General features: G+C 64.9%; 17 protein-coding genes. 6 read left to right on the top strand and 11 right to left on the bottom strand.

Features of this window, described 5'->3' with window-relative positions; genetic code table 11:
• Window positions 1-42: 42 nt before the first annotated feature.
• Together ABY454_RS07330 and ABY454_RS07335 are read left to right on the top strand one after the other, a co-directional pair.
• Window positions 43-1,365 (top strand): MFS transporter, encoded by a 1,323-nt coding sequence (locus tag ABY454_RS07330; RefSeq protein WP_372929525.1) that lies wholly within the window; start codon window positions 43-45, stop codon window positions 1,363-1,365.
• 87 nt (window positions 1,366-1,452) lie between these two features.
• A complete protein-coding gene (locus tag ABY454_RS07335) occupies window positions 1,453-1,926 on the top strand; it encodes a hypothetical protein (protein WP_372929526.1) in 474 nt (157 codons plus the stop codon).
• An 88-nt stretch (window positions 1,927-2,014) separates the two neighbouring features.
• Here ABY454_RS07335 and purH read toward each other — a convergent pair whose 3' ends face one another.
• The 4 genes from purH to htpX form a co-directional block, all read right to left on the bottom strand.
• Window positions 2,015-3,601, bottom strand: a complete 1,587-nt coding sequence (gene purH, locus ABY454_RS07340) for a bifunctional phosphoribosylaminoimidazolecarboxamide formyltransferase/IMP cyclohydrolase (RefSeq protein ID WP_372929527.1) — start codon at window positions 3,599-3,601, stop codon at window positions 2,015-2,017.
• Window positions 3,602-3,605: 4 nt separating this feature from the next.
• The gene (locus tag ABY454_RS07345) at window positions 3,606-5,372 is read right to left on the bottom strand and encodes a heparinase II/III family protein (RefSeq protein ID WP_372929528.1); all 1,767 of its coding nucleotides are present in this window, start codon (window positions 5,370-5,372) and stop codon (window positions 3,606-3,608) included.
• A gap of 125 nt (window positions 5,373-5,497) precedes the next feature.
• Complete coding sequence (locus tag ABY454_RS07350; protein ID WP_372929529.1) at window positions 5,498-6,862, bottom strand: RsmB/NOP family class I SAM-dependent RNA methyltransferase; 1,365 nt, start codon at window positions 6,860-6,862, stop codon at window positions 5,498-5,500.
• A 103-nt stretch (window positions 6,863-6,965) separates the two neighbouring features.
• Complete coding sequence (htpX, locus tag ABY454_RS07355) at window positions 6,966-7,895, bottom strand: zinc metalloprotease HtpX (protein ID WP_372929530.1); 930 nt, start codon at window positions 7,893-7,895, stop codon at window positions 6,966-6,968.
• A gap of 211 nt (window positions 7,896-8,106) precedes the next feature.
• Between htpX and ABY454_RS07360 the strand changes: the two genes are divergently transcribed.
• Entirely contained in the window at window positions 8,107-8,589 is a 483-nt protein-coding gene (locus ABY454_RS07360; RefSeq protein WP_372929531.1) for a globin domain-containing protein, read from the top strand.
• 26 nt (window positions 8,590-8,615) lie between these two features.
• Here the strand turns inward: ABY454_RS07360 and ABY454_RS07365 are convergent, their stop codons facing one another.
• From ABY454_RS07365 to tsaD, 7 genes are all read right to left on the bottom strand, one after another.
• On the bottom strand, window positions 8,616-8,987 hold the full coding sequence (locus tag ABY454_RS07365) for a hypothetical protein (RefSeq protein ID WP_372929532.1): 372 nt from the start codon (window positions 8,985-8,987) through the stop codon (window positions 8,616-8,618).
• A gap of 42 nt (window positions 8,988-9,029) precedes the next feature.
• On the bottom strand, window positions 9,030-11,000 hold the full coding sequence (acs, locus tag ABY454_RS07370) for an acetate--CoA ligase (protein ID WP_372929533.1): 1,971 nt from the start codon (window positions 10,998-11,000) through the stop codon (window positions 9,030-9,032).
• A gap of 100 nt (window positions 11,001-11,100) precedes the next feature.
• Window positions 11,101-11,508 carry a DUF1761 domain-containing protein gene (locus ABY454_RS07375; RefSeq protein ID WP_372929534.1) on the bottom strand — a complete coding sequence of 136 codons (408 nt, stop codon included), beginning with the start codon at window positions 11,506-11,508 and terminating at the stop codon, window positions 11,101-11,103.
• A gap of 62 nt (window positions 11,509-11,570) precedes the next feature.
• Window positions 11,571-12,002, bottom strand: coding sequence for an EVE domain-containing protein (locus ABY454_RS07380; protein WP_372929535.1), 432 nt, complete (start codon window positions 12,000-12,002; stop codon window positions 11,571-11,573).
• Between the two features lie 8 nt (window positions 12,003-12,010).
• Complete coding sequence (locus ABY454_RS07385; RefSeq protein WP_372929536.1) at window positions 12,011-12,304, bottom strand: YciI family protein; 294 nt, start codon at window positions 12,302-12,304, stop codon at window positions 12,011-12,013.
• A 75-nt stretch (window positions 12,305-12,379) separates the two neighbouring features.
• Entirely contained in the window at window positions 12,380-13,375 is a 996-nt protein-coding gene (locus ABY454_RS07390) for an NAD(P)H-dependent glycerol-3-phosphate dehydrogenase (protein ID WP_372929537.1), read from the bottom strand.
• A gap of 57 nt (window positions 13,376-13,432) precedes the next feature.
• On the bottom strand, window positions 13,433-14,494 hold the full coding sequence (gene tsaD, locus ABY454_RS07395) for a tRNA (adenosine(37)-N6)-threonylcarbamoyltransferase complex transferase subunit TsaD (protein ID WP_372929544.1): 1,062 nt from the start codon (window positions 14,492-14,494) through the stop codon (window positions 13,433-13,435).
• 130 nt (window positions 14,495-14,624) lie between these two features.
• Between tsaD and hemC the strand changes: the two genes are divergently transcribed.
• Genes hemC through ABY454_RS07410 form a run of 3 tightly spaced genes read left to right on the top strand, consistent with a single transcriptional unit; the run spans window position 14,625 to window position 17,772 of the window.
• Window positions 14,625-15,554 carry a hydroxymethylbilane synthase gene (gene hemC / locus ABY454_RS07400; RefSeq protein WP_372929538.1) on the top strand — a complete coding sequence of 310 codons (930 nt, stop codon included), beginning with the start codon at window positions 14,625-14,627 and terminating at the stop codon, window positions 15,552-15,554.
• A gap of 8 nt (window positions 15,555-15,562) precedes the next feature.
• Window positions 15,563-16,288, top strand: a complete 726-nt coding sequence (locus tag ABY454_RS07405; RefSeq protein ID WP_372929539.1) for a uroporphyrinogen-III synthase — start codon at window positions 15,563-15,565, stop codon at window positions 16,286-16,288.
• A 35-nt stretch (window positions 16,289-16,323) separates the two neighbouring features.
• Window positions 16,324-17,772, top strand: coding sequence for a COG4223 family protein (locus ABY454_RS07410; RefSeq protein ID WP_372929540.1), 1,449 nt, complete (start codon window positions 16,324-16,326; stop codon window positions 17,770-17,772).
• Window positions 17,773-17,885 lie beyond the last annotated feature (113 nt).

Raw genomic sequence — 17,885 nt, forward strand, 5'->3', positions numbered from 1 at the left:
ACGGCATATACAACGAGCAGGCGCGGCCTTGTCGGCTGGGCGATGTTCGACTGGGCGACGCAGCCCTTCTACACGCTCATCGTCACCTTCCTGTTCGCGCCGTACTTCGTGAATGGGTTCATGGACGATCCCGCATATGGTCAAACGCTGTGGGCGTACGCCACGGGCGCCGCGCAGCTCGTCGCTGCCGCGCTTGCGCCCGTGCTTGGCGCTATTGCCGATGCCGGCTTGCCGCGCAAACCATGGATCGCCGGCTTCTCGGTTCTGCTCGTCGTCGGACTGAGCGGGCTGTGGTTCGCCGCCCCTGGCGATCTCTCCGCCGTGCCGCTGGTCCTTCTGTGCTTTGGCATCGCGACCATCGGCGCCGAGCTCGCAACCGTGTTCAACAACGCCATGATGCCGGATCTGGTCCCGGATAAGCGGCTCGGCATGCTGTCGAGCGTCGGCTGGGCGACGGGCTATGTGGGCGGGCTTGTCAGCCTCGCTCTCGTCGCCGGCCTCATCGTCACGGACCCAAACACCGGCAAGACGCTGTTTGGCCTGGAGCCGATCTTCGCCCTCGACGCCGCGGCGCACGAGGGCGACCGGCTTGTCGGACCGTTCTCGGCGGCTTGGTATCTGATCTTCGCCCTGCCGCTCTTTCTGTTCACGCCGGACCGGCGGGGCGGGGCGCCGGGGCCTGGTGTCGTCCGGGAGGGTCTGCGGCAGCTCCGCGACTCGGTGCGCAATCTAATGCGCAATCACCGGAACGTCGCGCTGTTCCTGTTGGCGCGCATGCTCTACGCGGACGGTCTGGGCGCGATATTCGCCTTCGGCGCTATCTACGCGGCGAGCATATTTGGCTGGGGCACGGCGGAACTCGGCCTGTTCGGCATCGTGCTCACCGTCACCGCCACGATCGGGGCGTGCGTCGGTGCCCTTCTCGACGACCGGACAGGCTCCAAGCGGGTGATTGTTTTCACCCTCGTCCTCTTCATCGTGGGCTCGATCGGGGTGCTTTCGGTCGATCCGGACGAGGTCCTGTTTTTCGTGCCGGTCACGCCGAAGGCAAACGGCAGCGGACTGTTCGCCTCCGCGGGCGAGCGGGCCTATCTCGCCTTCGCCGTTCTCATTGGGCTTGCCTCCGGCCCGGTCCAGGCCTCGAGCCGCGCGTTGCTGGCCCGCCTTTGCCCGCCTGACAAGACAACCGAGTTCTTCGGCTTCTTTGCCTTTTCAGGGAAAATTACCGCGTTCGCTGCGCCGCTTGCCATAGGCGCGGCGACGGCCCTCACGGGCAGCCAGCGGCTAGGTATCTCCGCCAGCATCGTTTTTCTGATCGGCGGGCTGCTACTACTATTCTGGGTTCGCGCCCCACGCGGAAGCTAGACATGCGCCGTAGCAAAGCCGCTGCGTTCGAGCTATGTTTTCGCCAGATGGGGTGTTGAATTCCACCGAGATCGTGGGAGGGGGATTATGAAATACATTGGAATGATAGCGGCAGTGGTCGCGATGGGGCTTTTCGCGGCCTGCGAGCAGCCGAAGGACGATGACGCGGATAAGCCGGCCGAGGCGCCGGCAGCAGAAGAGGGCATGACGGAGGAGAGCACCTCCACCTCGCCTATGGTCTCCGAGGACGCGCCGTCGGAGCCACACATGGGCGAGCCGCCCTCGCCGAACCAGCCGCAACCGGTCTATCCGGACGGCGCGGCCATGGATGCCGACGGAGCTGACCGCGTGATGGTGGAAGAGGTGATGGTGGAGGAGACCATCGTCGTCGCGCCCACCGTTTCCCCGGACGCACCGTCCGAGCCGCATATGGGCGAGCCGCCTTCGCCGAACCAGCCGCAGCCGGTCGTTCCGGGTGACGGCGGTGGGGCCGCAGCGTCCGGTGAGCCGGCCTCTTCCAGCCAGCCGCAGCCGGCCTATCCGGATGGCGCGCCTCAATAGGCGCCAACGGCCGCTAACAGCAAAGCAAAGGCCTCCCGTTTCGGGAGGCCTTTTTGCGTGCGTATTTCCGCCCGCACGACTTGAGGTGCTAGTGCCGGAAGTGCCGCATGCCTGTGAACACCATGGCAAGCCCGGCTTCATCCGCCGCGGCGATGACTTCGTCGTCACGCATGGAGCCCCCCGGCTGGATGACGGCAGTAGCGCCCGCTTCCGCCACCACCTGAAGCCCATCGGCGAACGGGAAGAAGGCATCCGAAGCCGCGACCGAACCGGTCGTCAGCGGTTCCTTCAGCCCTAGCGCATCGCTCGCGTCTTTTGCCTTGCGCGCGGCAATGCGCGCGGCGTCCACGCGGCTCATTTGGCCTGCGCCAATTCCCACTGTAGCGCCGTCCTTCGCGTAGACGATGGTGTTCGACTTGACGTGCTTCGCCACGGTGGAGGCGAAGACGAGGTCGGCGAACTCCTGGTCGGTGGGCTTGCGCTTGGTCACCACCTTCAAAGCGTGCGCATCGACGAACCCGTTGTCGCGGGATTGCACCAGAAAGCCACCGGCGAGCGAGCGGAACGTAAGGCCTTCGCAACGCGGATCAGGCAGACCGCCGGTGATGAGCAGCCGCAGGTTCTTCTTGGCTGCCACGATCTCTTTCGCCTCGTCGCCGGCTTCGGGCGCGATGATCACTTCGGTGAAGAGCTTGACGATTTCCGTTGCCGCGTCCGCCTCGAGGTCGCGGTTGAGCGCGACAATGCCGCCGAAGGCGCTGACCCCGTCGCAGGCGAGCGCTTTCTCATAGGCTTGCGCGATCGTCGGCGCGACGGCAACGCCGCACGGGTTGGCGTGCTTGATGATGGCGACCGCCGCCGACTGCTTCGGATCGAACTCGGCGACAAGTTCGAACGCGGCGTCCGTGTCATTCAGATTGTTGTAGGAGAGCTCCTTGCCTTGCACTTGCACGGCGGACGCCACGCCGGGGCGTTGCTCCGCCGTCTGATAGAAGGCGGCCCATTGGTGCGGGTTCTCGCCGTAACGCAGTGCGCGCTCCAGCGTGCCCGCGATGACGCGCTTCTCCGGCGTGTCCTCATCGAGTTGCTCGGCGAACCAAGTGGCGATCGCGCCGTCATAGGCGCCGGTATGCGCGTAGGCCTTGGCCGCGAGCTTCTTGCGCAAGTCGAACGTGGTGCCGCCGTCATGGCGCTCGATCTCGTCGAGCACGTCCATGTAGTCCTTGGGGTCCACCACCACGGCGACGCCTGCGTGGTTCTTTGCAGCGGCGCGGATCATCGCCGGCCCGCCAATGTCGATATTCTCGATGCAGACATTGAAGTTTCCACCCGCGCGCACTGTGGCCTCGAACGGATAGAGATTGACCACGAGAAGATCGATGGCGGGAATGGCGTGCTCCGCCATCGCCGCTTCGTGCTCGGCGTTGCCGCGCATGGCGAGCAGCCCGCCATGGATCTTCGGATGCAGCGTCTTCACCCGGCCGTCCATCATCTCGGGGCTGCCCGTGACCTCGGAAACGTCGACGACGTCGAGCCCCTCGTTGCGCAGCGCCTTCGCGGTGCCGCCGGTGGAGACAAGCACGACACCGCGCGCGGCAAGTGCCTTGGCGAAATCGACAAGACCTGTCTTGTCGCTGACCGAGAGCAGCGCGCGGGAAACCTTTTGTGTCTCCATGAGCCTATGCGCCGCTGTTGCCGGCGTCGCCGGCAGGATCGTCGAGTGCCTGCGGGTGGGCATCGCTCGTGCGCTCGATCTTCCACAAGATGCGGAGCTCCCTCGCCTCACCCATCATGCCCGTCAATACCACTTGCGAAGTGGACTGCGGGCCGCGCTGATCGGCGAGCAGCACGCTGTCCTCGATAGCCATGTGCTCGGCGTTAGAGCTGATGCGCCACGTCTCGCCATTCCGCAGGATGAGCGTCACAGCCTCGCCGTCGCCCATGAGTTGCGCCTTCACACTGGGGTGCAGGTGAAAGCGGATCGCGTAGGCGCCGGCGATCAGGCCTTCGGGACTCTTGAGCCCCCGCGGCGCGGTAAGCTTGTCCTCGGCGCTCAGCAGATTGCCGTCCGGCGAGATCAGGATCTGCCGCGAGTGGTTCACGCCATACCGGCCCATATATCCGTCATGGGATCCCTTGATACGGAGATTGTCACCTTGGTCGGAGAACGCGCCTTGTGGGTTCGGCGGTCCGACCATTGTGGCGTCCGCGGCCGGCTCCGCACCATTGGCGCCAGCACGGAACTCTGCGAGCGAATCTTCTTCGAGACTGAGCGTGGAGTGCGCGGGCGTCGTGCGCGAAAACATCCGCCACCCTTCTTGGTCGGGGGATGGCGCGCCGCAATTAATAATCACGGGCGCATCGCCTGAGCTCATCTCAAAGGACAAGAACCCGGCATGCATGTTGGTTGTGAGAGACGCGACCGGCGGCGGTCCGAGATCGCAGATCACGAGCGTCGTGCCCGCCTCGACCCGCACATAGCCGGAATTAGCGGCGGTCCGCACGGGCGCGCCTTCGATGTCGTCATAGGCAAGCACGGTGGCAAGCGCGTCAGTGGGCGTGGGACCCGCACCATTAAAGCGCGACATGGTGCCGTCGCCCATGCGGAAGAAGCGCAGCATCGGCATGATGCGGTCGATGGCATCGGCCAACTCCTTCGGCGGGGTGCGGTCGCGTGCCACAAAACATTGCCGCAAGGGCAGAAGATCGAGCAGCAGCTCGATCAACGCTTCGGGAATGCGTGAGATGTGACCGCCGTCGGGCAGGATTTGGCGGTCCAGCTCCTTGCACAGCGGCCTGGTGTAGCGGTCGACGACCGCCTGCTGATCGGCGATGCAAAGCCCCGCATAAAGGAGCCCCATGAGGCTCAGGAGGCGCGGCACACCGTCGGGTGCATCGCGATAGCTGGCCGACAAATAACGCAATTGCCCGGTGAGCGCCTTGAGGAACGACTCGTAGGCCTGCGGCTCACCGGCATCGAGAATGAGAACCGAGTTGGAGAGCCAGGAAATCACGCGCCGCGCCACGATCTCCGGCTGCCAGGCGAGCCCATGGACTTGCCGGCGCAGGCGGATGAAGTCGTGGACGAGCGCCTTGGCCTGCTCGCGAGATAGCTCGCTGTCGGCGGCGCGCAAATGGCGGAGCCAGCCGAAGCCGTAGAGGTCGCGCGCCCAGTTGGCGGACGGAGGCTTGATCTCGAAGGGGGAGTCCGCGCCGAGTTCGGCCAGTTTCCCGGCGAGCCCGAAATGCCCGTTATAGACCTCGTTGGCGAAGCTTGGATCGGCGGTGCGCAGCTCTTGGGGCGCCAGCAGAAGCTGCTCGGCCTGGCCCCCCGGATAGCTGATGCTGGCCATGCTGGAGAGCATCAAGCGCCGCAAGGGGCTCGGCCCGCCAAGATACACCTCTTCAACGCGAGAATCGCGCTCGAAGGCCTGATCACCCGCCATATGGGTCATACTCCACTCGCCCGCGCCTGTGGTCTCGAGGCGCTGGCGTCCCCGCCGCTCTAGCACTTAGCTGAGGCTATTTTCATGCAGCATGAACCCCGGGGCAAGTGCGATGCCGTCTTTCGTCAATCGGCGAGCCTGAGCCGGGCGGCGAAGAAGCCGTCCAGACCGCTCCATTCCGGGCTTCCAAGGTCAAGCTGGAAGGGAAAGGTGCGTAAGATCCCGGACGCCTCGGCCCATTCGGTATCGCCCAGGGGCTCATCTTTGCGGAGAGGATCGATGCGGATGGCGGGATTGCGAGCCATCAGCGCCGCAATTTGAGCCTCGCCCTCCTCCGGCTCCAGCGAGCAGGTCGAATAGACGAGCGTGCCGCCTGGCTTGAGCAACGAGACCGCGTTGTCCAGGAGCCTCGCCTGGACGTCTACCAGCTCGGCGATGTCCTTGTCGGACTTGAGGTAGGGGATGTCCGGGTGCCGGCGGATCGTGCCGGTGGAGGCGCAAGGGGCGTCCAGGAGGATCGCGTCGAACCGCTCCTCCGGCTGCCAGGCGCCTGCATCGGCCCGTACGGTCTCGACGGTGAGCCCGAGCCGCTTCAGATTCTCCTCCAGCCGCTCAAGGCGCGACTTGGAGTGATCCACGGCGACGACCTCGGCGCCCGCGAGCGCAAGCTGCGCTGTCTTTCCGCCCGGCGCCGCGCAGAGATCCGCCACGCGCTTGCCGGTGAGGTCGCCCAGGAGCTGCGCCGGCAGGGAGGCCGCCGCGTCCTGCACCCACCAATTGCCGTCGATGAAGCCATCGAGATCCTCGATGCGGCCCTTGGGTAGGATACGTACGCTACCCGTCGGCAAGACGCGGCCGCCAAGCCGCGCCGCCCAACCGTCCGGGTCGGACTTTACCGTCAGATCGAGCGGCGGCTCGACCAGCGCAGCCTCCGCACTCGCCCGCGTCCGCTCTTCGCCCCAGGCGCGCACCCAGCGGTCCCACAGCCAGTCCGGCGTGTTGACCCGCGCCGCATCGAGCTTTGCTGCGATCTCGCCGCCTTTGTCGGCTACGCGCCGCAGCACGGCGTTGACGAGCTTGTCGTAGCGTTTGGCGCGCGGATCCCATTTGGCAAGCCGCACGGCAAGGTCGATGGCCGCGTGCGGCGGGACGCTCATAAAGAGAAGCTGCGCCGCGCCGGACAGAAGGATGGCGTAGAGCGTGCCGGCGCGCGACGGCAGACCGCGTTCCAGAAACGTGTTCAGTACCGCATCGATTTGTCCCTTATGCCGCAGACTCGTACCAACGATGGCACGCGCCAAGGCGCGGTCCCGCACAGGCAGGTCGAACAGATAGCCGCCGTCTCGCGCGCGCCCAAGAACTTCGTCGAGCGGCTGCTTCTTCTGAAACACGGCATTGAGAAGGTCGGCGGCTGCGCGGCGTGCCGGCAGTCCAACCTGATGATCGCGCGTGCGCGAAAGACTATTCGTCTGGGTGTTCGATGTGGTCATGATTGATCTCCAATGTGCTTCGGTTTCCGGCGTGGGAGGGATCAGCTCCCGCGCCAATCAAGGTGGGGCATCTCAGCCCCAGTTGGCCTAGCCCCAGAAGGGCTTAGCCCCAAGGCCCACGCGTGGTGCGCGCGGTTGCGCCGGACCAAGGACCCGTGGGCTCAGGCGCAAGGTTCGGCTCATGCGCGCCGCCCATGGTCTTGGACATCGCGACGAGCCGCGCCACCCGGTCATCGGTGGCCGGGTGCGTGGAGAACAGCTTGTCCATGCGCAGGCCCGACAGCGGGTTGATGATAAACATATGCGCGGAGCTCGGGTTACGCTCGGCTTCTGCGTTCGGAATGTGGTGCGCGGCACCGGCTATCTTTTGCAGCGCCGAGGCAAGCCACAGCGGCTGGCCGCTAATCTCCGCGCCGCCGCGGTCCGCTTCGAATTCGCGCGTCCGGCTGATCGCCATCTGCACGAGACCCGCGGCGAGTGGCGCAAGGATGATGAGCGCGATCGTGCCGAGGATGCCGATGCCGTTATTGTCGCGGCTTCCGCCGAAGAACATCGCGAAGTTGGCGAGCATGGAGATCGCACCGGCTATGGTGGCGGTGATGGTCATGAGCAACGTGTCGTGATGTTTGATATGCGCCAGCTCGTGCGCGATCACGCCGGCAAGCTCCTCGCGTGTGACGGACTGCACTAGGCCGGTGGTCACGGCCACCGCGGCGTTCTTAGGGTTCCGCCCCGTGGCGAACGCATTCGGCTGCGGGTTCTCCATCACGTAGACCTTCGGCATGGGGAGCCCGGCGTTGCCCGCGAGCTGCTGCACCATGTCGTAAAGCTTCGGGCTTGTGCGCGCGTCGACCTCGCGCGCGCCGTACATGCGCAGCACCATCTTGTCGGAGTTCCAGTAGGAGAACAGGTTCATGCCGGCCGCGATCACGAACGCGATGATCATGCCTGTCTGTCCGCCCATGAGGAATCCGATCCCCATGAACAGCGCCGTAAGGCCCGCAAGCAGGATGGCGGTGCGGAAATAACTCATTGAAATGCCTATGACCTCCGATAGGCGGCAAAATGTGCCGCCCTCTATATGTTGGGAGCCGCGGCCGATTCTGCAAGGGCTTGATCGGCAAGGGAAAAATCGAAAGGGCGGCGCTGCGCCCGCCTCCGCTTTAAGGGCGCGCTTACCTTAACGCTTCGTCAATCGGAAGCGCCCATTCTGGCGGGCAAGACATTTGAAGGAGTCGCCGACCATGCCAGCCGCCCTGCAAGCTTCCCAGACAGCCACCAAGGTCAAGCCGCGCCGCGCCCGGCGCAGCACGCGATCCAAGGATACGGAGCTCACGGCGGAGCAGAAGCGGCTGATCCGCGTGAGCTATCTCAAAGTGGAGCCGGCGCTCGAGCTCGTCGCCCAGCTCTTCTTCCTCAAGCTGTTCCGCCTCGACCCGTCCTTACGCAAGAAGTTCTCAGGGCCCGTCGAGATGCAGGCGCGCAAGTTCGCCGCCGGCGCCAAGCTTGCCATGATTTCCCTCGGCCACGAGGACGGCCTGTCGCCAACCCTGAAGCTGCTGGGGACGCGTCATCGGCAAATGGGCATCCGCACGCGTCACTATCGCACTATGTCGCGCGCTCTGGTCTGGACGCTGGAGCGGTCCTTAGAGAAGGCCTTCGACCGCGACACCAAGGATGCGTGGACGACGATGCTCGCCTATTTCACGCGCACCATGTCGGCGTGAGCCGCGTTCAGCGCAGCATTTAGAGATTAGTTCGAGGCTCCTTCGGGGGCCTCGCCGCTTTCCCGCATGACCTTCACCTGCAGACCCCCGTTCTTGCCCACATAGAGCATCACGTCCTTGCCGGGCTCAAGAACCTGCGTCTTGCCGTCCACCGAAAGCTGATCGCTGGACACGACCACCTCATGGTCGTCGACGACAATCTTGATGCCATCGGCGATGGTCTCTTGCGTCATGTCCTTGAAGTGCCCGGCGACGTTGATCGTGCGGTTGCCGACCGCCAAGGCGAGCGCTTGAGTCGGGTCGCCACTCGTTCCGAGTCGCCCGACGACGAACACGATAGCGATGACGAGTGCCAGCACGATACCGACGGCGGCAAGTGTGCGCATCAACCACGTCATAAGCAGTTCGTTCCTAAAGTTCGCGCGCCTCGATGCGGGATGTTAGGCAGGCTTGCGGTTCTGACGGTTGTCGACCAGGTCCGTCACGACGCCGGGATCGGCGAGGGTCGAGGTGTCTCCCAGATTCCCGAAATCGTCCTCGGCGATCTTACGCAAGATTCGCCGCATGATCTTGCCTGATCTTGTCTTGGGCAGCCCAGGCGCGAACTGAATCTGATCGGGCGACGCAATCGGTCCGATCTCCTTGCGCACCCAGTCGCGCAGCTCTTTCTTGAGCCCGTCGTCGCCGCCGCCCTCCTCCGCCATCAAGGTGACGTAGCAATAGATTCCCTGTCCTTTGATGTCGTGCGGATAGCCGACCACTGCGGCCTCGGACACTCTTGGATGCGCGACCAAGGCCGACTCCACTTCCGCCGTTCCCATGCGGTGTCCGGAGACGTTGATCACATCATCCACGCGACCGGTGATCCAGTAATAGCCGTCCGCGTCGCGCCGGCACCCGTCGCCGGTGAAGTACCTGCCCTTGTAGGCTGAAAAGTACGTGTCCACGAAGCGCTGATGGTCACCATAGACGGTTCGCATCATGCCGGGCCACGCGTCGAGAATGACGAGATTACCCGCCGCTTCGCCCTCAAGAATTTTGCCGTCCGCGTCGACCAGAGCCGGCTGCACGCCAAAGAACGGCAATGTCGCCGAACCGGGCTTTAGTTTGGTGGCGCCAGGCAACGGCGTGATGAGAATGCCGCCGGTCTCGGTCTGCCACCACGTGTCGACGATGGGGCAGCGACTGTCGCCCACCACGTTGTAGTACCACTCCCACGCTTCCGGGTTTATTGGCTCACCGACCGTCGCGAGCAGTCTCAGCGATTTGCGGCTGGCCCCCGTCACGAAGTCGTCGCCGGCGCCCATCAGGGCGCGGATCGCAGTCGGTGCGGTGTAGAAGATGTTGACCTTGTGCTTGTCGACCACCTGCCAGAAGCGCGACGCATCCGGATAGTTCGGCACGCCTTCGAACATCAGCGTCGTCGCGCCGTTCGCCAGCGGCCCGTAGACGATGTAGCTGTGCCCCGTGACCCAGCCCACATCCGCAGTGCACCAATAGATGTCGCCGTCGTGATAGTCGAAGACGTATTGGTGCGTCATCGACGCATAGAGAAGGTAGCCGCCCGTCGTATGCAACACGCCCTTGGGCTTTCCCGTGGAGCCTGAGGTGTAGAGGATGAACAGCGGGTCTTCCGCGTTCATCTCCTCCGGCGGGCACTCGGTCGAGGCCTTGGCCATCTCGTCGCTGAGCGCGACGTCGCGGCCTTCGGTCCACGGCACGTCGGCGCCAGTGCGCTTGACCACCAGCACCTTCTTGACGTGATCCATGTTCTGCAGCGCCTTGTCGGCGTTGGCCTTGAGCGGGACCTTGCGGCCGCCGCGCAAGCCTTCATCGGCCGTGATGATGTAGGCCGACTCGCAACCCTCGACGCGGCCGGCAAGCGAGTCCGGCGAGAAGCCGCCGAACACTATGGAATGAATGGCGCCGATGCGCGCGCAGGCCAGCATGGCGTAGGCGGCCTCCGGAATCATCGGCAGGTAGATCGTGACCCGGTCGCCCTTCTTCACGCCTTGCGCCTTCATCACGTTCGCGAGGCGGCAGACGTTTTCATAGAGCTCGCGATAGGTGATGTGCTGTGCGGGCTCGTTCGGGTCGTCAGGCTCCCAGATGATCGCGGTCTGGTCGCCGCGCGTCTCCAAGTGTCTGTCGATGCAGTTCGCCGCGATGTTCAGCGTGCCGTCTTCGAACCATTTGATGGAGACGTCGGGATACTCGAACGTGGTGTTCTTCACGCGCGTGGGGAATTTGATCCAGTCGAGCCGCTTGGCTTCTTCGCCCCAAAATTTGTCGGGGTCCTTGATGCTCTCACCGTAGAGCTTCTCGTACTTGTCCTCGTTGATGAAGGCGCGCGCCTTCCACTCTTCGGGAACTTCCACCGTCTCAACTTTGAATGGCTGATGCTCGGACATCCGTCCGTTCCTCCCTACGCAAAACGCGCATTTTGTTCTTGCGAGCCCATTATGGCGTGCCGTGCTGTCAGCGAGAAGACACCGCCCATTATCCTTTCGTCTAGAGTCCGAAAGCGCCAATCACGGCGCCCATGACGACGAGAACGGCGAGCCAGTGGCCGCCGTCGATTAGGGTCAGCTTGGGGCTGGCGCCGCTGAAGGCGTGATTTACGCCCATAGTGGTGATGACAAAACCGATCCAAACGATGAGCCCGGCTATCACGCCACCTCTGACGTTGACTTGCGCCAGATGGCCCATGAGCCCAGCCAGCGCCCAGGCCATGACGAACAAGGCTACCAGGGCGATGATGAAGGGCAGCGCCTTGACCGAGCCCTGTCCTTCCTTGATTTCGGCTTCCGTCTTGTCAAGTGCGCGCATCCAGGCGCGCCCGAGCACCATGTACCACACCGCGCCAAGGCCGAACCCGGCCAAGGTCGCGATGACGACGGCGATATAGTTGATGGCCATGTCATTCTCCTTCGCGGACCACGATCCGGCGCAACTCTAGCGCAAGCCATGTGGTAAAGGCACTACGCCGTCGGCGGGTCCTTCAGGCCGCCAAGGGCGCAGACCTTCTTCCACTCCGCCGCGGTGACAGGCTGCACCGACAGGCGAGAGTTCTTGACCAGCACCATGTTCTCCAGCTGGGGGGTGTCCTTGATATCCGCCAGCGTCACGGGGCTCGGCAAATCGGCGACGGCGGCCACGTCCACGCATTCCCACTTGCCCGTGGTGTCGGTGGAGTCCGGGTGCGCCTCGACCACGACCTTGACGATGCCGACGCACGCCTTCTCCCCGATCGAATGGTAGAAAAAGGCGAAGTCGCCCTTCTTCATCGCGCGCATGTTGTTGCGTGCCTGGTAGTTCCGCACGCCGTCCCACTCGGCGCCCTTCTTGCCTTCGTTCTTTTGCTGCTCCCAGGACCAGGTTCCGGGCTCGGACTTCATCAGCCAATACGCCATCACAGTTCCTAAGCGCCGCCAGGTTTGCCGAGGGACCAAAGCCACGGCCTGATCTCGACCGAGGCGAACAGGCCGGCTTTGGCGAACGGGTCGTCGTCCGCGATGTCGCGCGCGGCCTGCAGTGATGCCGCCTCGATCACGATCAGGCTGCCGTTCATCGTTTCGCCGTCCTCCGCGGTGAAGGGACCGGCAAACTTGAGCGCATCGCCGAGGCTTTTGAGATAAGCGAGATGGTCTGGGCGGTTCTCTTTGCGGATCGGTAGTCCGCCCGGCTTGTCGGTACATATGAACGCAAACAGCATGGATCCCCCTTGGTTTGCGGTGAGGCTATTGCGCTGCACCGGACCTGTCCATGGCCGATCAGATTTCAGATCGCGTCAGATTTCAGATCGTAGCGGCCGCGCGAGAAGTCCCCCGATCGCGGCGTCCACCGTCGTCCGGCCGGAGAGGACCGCGTGCACGGCTTCGGCGATAGGAAGCTCGATGCCGCGCGCCCCGGCGATCTCCGCCATGGCAGCCGCTGTCGCCACGCCTTCGGTGACCGTTAGCCGGCTTGCAAGCACCTCCTCGGCGCTTTTGCCCTCGCCGAGGGCGACACCGAGAGACATGTTGCGCGAGTGCGGACTGCCGCAGGTGAGCACCAAATCGCCCAGGCCCGAAAGGCCGATCAGCGTCTCCAGCTTCCCGCCAAGCGCGACCGCGAACCGCGCCATCTCCGCAAAGCCGCGGGTGACAAGTCCCGCATGGGCACTCGCGCCCAGCGCCTTGCCCACGACGATGCCCGCCGCGATGGCGTAGACGTTCTTCGCCGCGCCGCCGATCTCAGCGCCGATCAGGTCGTTGCTCCAATAGCAGCGGAACGGCGGATGGCTCAGCGCATGCGACAGCGCGCGGCCCAGCTCCTCCTCCTCGGTCGACATGGTCACCGCGGCCGGCCGGCCGTTCGCCACGTCGCCGGCGAAGCTTGGCCCCGACAGCACGGAGGTCGCCGTTTCGGGCAACAGCTCGGCCGCGATTTGCGACATCAACTTTCCGGTCGTCTGCTCGATGCCCTTGCAGCAGATCACCAGGGGCTGGCTCTCCCGCACATATGGTTTGAGTTCGCCTGCGATGGGGCGGAAATGCTGCGCGGGCGTCACCATCAGCAGCATGTCGCAGGTGGCGGCCTCGCTGAGCCGGTCGGTGGCCTCGATTGCCGGGTCGAGCGGCACGCCAGGCAGGAACACCTCGTTGCAGTGCTGATCGTTGATTGCGGAAATGGTCTCGGGCTCATGCGCCCAGACGAGCACGTCACGTCCGGCGCGCCGCGCCACAATGGCGAGCGCGGTTCCCCACGCCCCCGCGCCGATAATGCCGACCGATTGGTGCGCCATGTGCCCCCTCGACTCACTTCATAGCGCAATTTGTGCGTGTCAGGCGAACGGAAGCGCCTAAGCCTTCACTCCGGCGCCCAGCGCGGGCGGTGCATCCGGATCGAGCGGCCAGCGCGCCCGGGCGGGCGCTGTGAGATCGTCGGTCAAACCCCGGGCCAGCCGCATGGTTCCGGCCCAGGCGATCATCGCGCCATTGTCGGTGCACAGCGCCGGCGGCGGCACGACCAGACTGAACCCACGAGCGCGGGCCACGTCTTGAAGCGCCCCCCTGAGGCGTTGATTGGCGGCCACGCCGCCAGCCACCACCAGCGCCCGCTGTGCCTTCTCACCAAGCCGCGTCGCGTAGAGATCCATGGCCCGCGCCGTTCGGTCCTGGATCACATCCGCCACCGCCTCCTGGAAGCTGGCGCAGAGATCCGCGACCGTCTGGTCATCCAAGGGCGCGCGTTTGATGGCTTCCTGGCGGAGCGCGGTTTTGAGGCCGGCCAGAGAGAAATGTGGCTCGCTTCGCCCCAGCATGGGCCGGGGCAGTTTGATGGTCGCGCGCCCCCGCGCGGCGGTCCGCTCGACCTCCGGCCCCCCCGGATAGGGCAGGCCCAGCAGCTTCGCCGCCTTGTCGAAGGCCTCGCCCAAAGCATCGTCCAGCGTGGTCCCGAGCCGTTCATAGGCGCCAACGTCCTTGACGATCAGGAGTTGGGTGTGGCCGCCGGAGACCAAAAGCAGCAGGTAGGGAAAGTCGAGCCCGTCCGTGAGCCCGGCGCTCAGCGCGTGGGCCTCCAAGTGGTTGATGGCCATGAAGGGCTTCTCAAGGCCGAGCGCCATCGCCTTGCCCGTGGTGAGGCCGACGATCAGCCCGCCGATCAGGCCCGGCCCAGCGGCGGCCGCGATCCCGTCCAGCGCAGCGAAATCCAGCCCGAAGTCCGCCATGGCTTGGGTGACCGCCGTATCCAGCAGGTCCACATGGGCCCGCGCCGCGATCTCGGGCACGACCCCGCCATAGGCGGCGTGCAGGTCGAGCTGCGAGCGCACCACGTTGGACAAGATCTCGCCCGCGCCGTCCGCGCCTTGGCGCACCACCGACGCAGCCGTCTCGTCGCAACTCGTCTCGATCCCGAGCACGGTCAGGGCGGAGGCGTTCCTTGTCATGCTTCCTTTTATACGGTCCGCGCGGAGATTGAAGCCGGCGCCGAAACAAGCCATTAATGCGGGCGCCTGGCCCCTTTATCCAGACAGCTCAAGGAGTTCCGCCTTGCCGGCAACGATTCTCATCGGCACCCGTGGCAGCCCGCTTGCCCTGTGGCAGGCGGCCCATGTGCGCGACCGGCTGCATCAGACCCACGGGCTGGACCGTGGGGCGGTGGACCTCAGGGTTATCACCACGAGCGGAGATCGGATTGAGGACAAGGCGCTGCGCGACTTCGGCGGCAAGGGCCTTTTCACCAAAGAGATCGACGAGGCGCTTTTTGCAGGCGAGGTCGGCCTTGCCGTGCACTCCATGAAGGATCTGCCGACGGTGCTACCGCAAGGGATTTCCTTGGCCGCCGTGCTCCCCCGGGCCGACGTGCGCGATGCTTTTCTCAGCCCAAGCGCAGGGTCTCTCGCGGACCTGCCACCCGGCGCCGTGGTCGGCACCTCATCTTTACGCCGTGGTGCGCAAGTGCGCCGCTCGCGTCCGGACCTGCGCGTCATCGACTTCCGCGGCAATGTCGAAACGCGCCTCAAGAAACTCGACGAAGGCGTCGCCGACGCAACACTGCTGGCCAAGGCGGGCCTCGACCGTCTCGGCCTCACGGACAAGGCCGCATCGATCCTCGAAACCGAGGAGATGCTCCCCGCTGTCGCGCAAGGCGCCATCGCCATCCTCGCCCGCGACGGGGATGAGGAGACGAGACGCCTGCTTGCACCGCTGAACGATCCCGCAACGGCAACGGCGGTTGCTTGCGAGCGCGCCTTTTTGGCTAGGCTCGACGGTTCGTGCCGCACGCCGATCGCCGGCCTTGCCGAGATCGGAGACGACAAGACTTTGCGTTTTCGTGGGTTGATCCTCTCGCCAGGGGGCGCAGAATGGCACGATGTCGAGGTGACCGGCGCGGCGGAGCAAGCTGAACAGATTGGCCGCGATGCCGCTGAAGACTTGCTGGACCGCGCAGGCCCCAACTTCCTCGCCCAGCTACCGTGATGGATGCGATGCGTTTGCTTGTAACGAGGCCGGAGCCCGATGCGGGTCGTGAGGCCGACGCGCTGATTGCACTGGGCCATGATCCGGTGCGCGCGCCGCTGCTCGAAATTGAATTTCTGTCAGACGTGCCGCTGCCGCTCGATGACGCGCAAGGCGTCGTCATCACCAGCCGGAACACGATCCGCGCGCTTGCCAATCACCCGGACGTGGATCAGGTGCTGGAACTGCCCGTATTCGCGGTCGGTGAGGCAACAGCATGGGCGGCGCGGCAACTCGGCTTCCGCGAAGTGACGATCGGTCCAGGAACAGGTGCCGGTCTGCCGCCGCTCATCCGTCGTGAGGTGCACCGGGGCAAAGGTCCGCTTGTGCATATCGGTGCCGAGAAGGTCGCATTCGATCTAAAGGGTGCGCTGGAGGAGGATGGCTTCGAACTGCGGCGCATCGTCTTGTATCGCTCTCATCCGGTCGACACGCTAACGCAAGAGGTCGTCTCTGAACTGAAGAGCGGCGCAATCTCGGGTGTTCTGCTTATGTCGCCGCGAACGGCCAGAACCTTCACGAGGCTCGCGCAGGCCGAGGGCTTGGTCCCGGAAGCGAAGGGACTTGTTTGCTATTGCCTGTCGAAGGCGATAGCAGAGGCCGTCGCGCCCTTAGGGCTACCGGTTCGCGTGCCGACATATGCGCGGGAGGAAGATCTCCTTGCGCTCCTGAACTCCGGCGCGTCATCCTCGTGAGTGGCGCGAATCTCTGATGCGAAGGTGATGAGCTGATGGCCGGCTCTTTCGACGACAAGAGCAGCACTTCCGATCAAGCGGGCAAGCGTCCGGCGCCAACCATCGAGGGCACGGCGAAGGAAGTCTCCGTGGAATCCGAGGACAAGGCCACGGACGAGACGCCTACGGAGAAGACCGAGAGCGACGAAACCCGCGCGCTTCCCTCGGAGTCCGGCGAGGATGCGCCCGCGACCGAGCCCAATGGATCTGCGGCAACGCAATCGGAAGAAGGCCGGCGATCGTTCGGCGCGAGCCTCCTGGCGGCGCTGACCAGCTTCACGACCCACGCGGCGGCGGGCCTTCTCGGCGGTGCGCTTGTGCTCGTTGGCATGGGCTTGGGTTATGTGCCGACGCCGACGTCAACCGATCCGGACGAAGCCGCATTGCTCAAGGCCCGCATCGCCAAGCTCGAGGCCGCGCCGCAAACGCCGGACAGCAGTGCGGCGCTCAAGACCCTCGAAACGCGCCTTGCGGGCCTGGAAAGCAAGACGCCCGACACGCCGCCGGAGTTGGCGTCTTTGGCCGAGCGTGTGGATCAGCTCGACGCCAGCCTCAAATCCATGGCGGACGCGGTGAAGGACGGCGGTTCCGTCGCCGACGCAGCGGCGATCGGTCAGCAGATTAACGCGGCCGAAGCGCGTCTCGATGCCAAGATCAATGAGACGTTGGCGAAGACGGCGGGCGCGGATGGTGCGTCCATCGCAGGCCTAAAGAAAGAGGTGGCTGGTCTCGAGGCCAAGTTGAAGGCACTCACCGAAGCTGAGCTTGGACAAGGCGAGGCCTCGCGATTGGCGCCCGAAGTGGCGGAGCTCGACGAGCGGCTGGACAGGCTGGAGTCGACGCTGCCGCCGCTTCTCGAAGCGGTCGACAAGGAGGCCGCGGATACCAAGGCCGCCACGCTCGCCATGGCCTTCGCCAATCTGCGAGCGTCGGTCGACGCCGGCCGGCCCTACGCCACCGAGCTGTCGACCTTGGCTGCGCTGTCACCCGGCGCGGGCGATATCGGCCCCCTACTCGAATATGAGGACGACGGCATCCCGACGCTTCGGCAGCTCACGGTTTCGTTCAAGGAGACACGGGACAAGGTGCCCGCCGCGCCGTCGGCAGATGACGACACCTTCCTCAATCGACTGATGTCGAGCGCAGAGTCTCTCGTGAAGGTCAAGCGTGTCGATGGCGCCGCGGAGGGCGCGACACCCGACGCCGTGCTGGCGCGTGCCGAAGCCAAGCTCGCGCAGGGCGATCTGGCCGCCGCTGCCGCGGAGGTCGGCACACTGCAGGGTCCGGCGCGCACAGCGTTTGCCAAATGGCTCGATCAGGCGCGTGCACGGCTCGATGCCGAAGAGACGCTGCAACGGCTCCAGAAGATTTTGCTTGTCTCCCTTGGCCGGAACGCGCCGAGCGTCAGCGGCAAGACGAAAGAGGAGCCACAAGAGCAGAACTAGATGACCCGCATTCTGATTTTCGTTCTTCTCATTGTCGCAATCGCGGCGGGACTTGGCTGGCTGGCCGACCGGCCCGGCACGGTGACGATCGAGTGGCTGGGCTACGAGATCGA

Origin of the sequence: Methyloceanibacter sp. (genome assembly GCF_041573655.1) — a bacterium.
In the GTDB taxonomy this organism is placed as follows: domain Bacteria; phylum Pseudomonadota; class Alphaproteobacteria; order Rhizobiales; family Methyloligellaceae; genus Methyloceanibacter.

What these genes read in the sequence shown, in the direction of transcription:
- ABY454_RS07330 (WP_372929525.1), top strand. Translation starts at nt 43, where the DNA reads ATGTTCGACTGGGCGACGCAGCCCTTCTACACGCTCATCGTCACCTTC.
- ABY454_RS07335 (WP_372929526.1), top strand. Translation starts at nt 1,453, where the DNA reads ATGAAATACATTGGAATGATAGCGGCAGTGGTCGCGATGGGGCTTTTC.
- purH (WP_372929527.1), bottom strand. Translation starts at nt 3,601, where the DNA reads ATGGAGACACAAAAGGTTTCCCGCGCGCTGCTCTCGGTCAGCGACAAG.
- ABY454_RS07345 (WP_372929528.1), bottom strand. Translation starts at nt 5,372, where the DNA reads ATGGCGGGTGATCAGGCCTTCGAGCGCGATTCTCGCGTTGAAGAGGTG.
- ABY454_RS07350 (WP_372929529.1), bottom strand. Translation starts at nt 6,862, where the DNA reads ATGACCACATCGAACACCCAGACGAATAGTCTTTCGCGCACGCGCGAT.
- htpX (WP_372929530.1), bottom strand. Translation starts at nt 7,895, where the DNA reads ATGAGTTATTTCCGCACCGCCATCCTGCTTGCGGGCCTTACGGCGCTG.
- ABY454_RS07360 (WP_372929531.1), top strand. Translation starts at nt 8,107, where the DNA reads ATGCCAGCCGCCCTGCAAGCTTCCCAGACAGCCACCAAGGTCAAGCCG.
- ABY454_RS07365 (WP_372929532.1), bottom strand. Translation starts at nt 8,987, where the DNA reads ATGACGTGGTTGATGCGCACACTTGCCGCCGTCGGTATCGTGCTGGCA.
- acs (WP_372929533.1), bottom strand. Translation starts at nt 11,000, where the DNA reads ATGTCCGAGCATCAGCCATTCAAAGTTGAGACGGTGGAAGTTCCCGAA.
- ABY454_RS07375 (WP_372929534.1), bottom strand. Translation starts at nt 11,508, where the DNA reads ATGGCCATCAACTATATCGCCGTCGTCATCGCGACCTTGGCCGGGTTC.
- ABY454_RS07380 (WP_372929535.1), bottom strand. Translation starts at nt 12,002, where the DNA reads ATGGCGTATTGGCTGATGAAGTCCGAGCCCGGAACCTGGTCCTGGGAG.
- ABY454_RS07385 (WP_372929536.1), bottom strand. Translation starts at nt 12,304, where the DNA reads ATGCTGTTTGCGTTCATATGTACCGACAAGCCGGGCGGACTACCGATC.
- ABY454_RS07390 (WP_372929537.1), bottom strand. Translation starts at nt 13,375, where the DNA reads ATGGCGCACCAATCGGTCGGCATTATCGGCGCGGGGGCGTGGGGAACC.
- ABY454_RS07405 (WP_372929539.1), top strand. Translation starts at nt 15,563, where the DNA reads ATGCGTTTGCTTGTAACGAGGCCGGAGCCCGATGCGGGTCGTGAGGCC.
- ABY454_RS07410 (WP_372929540.1), top strand. Translation starts at nt 16,324, where the DNA reads ATGGCCGGCTCTTTCGACGACAAGAGCAGCACTTCCGATCAAGCGGGC.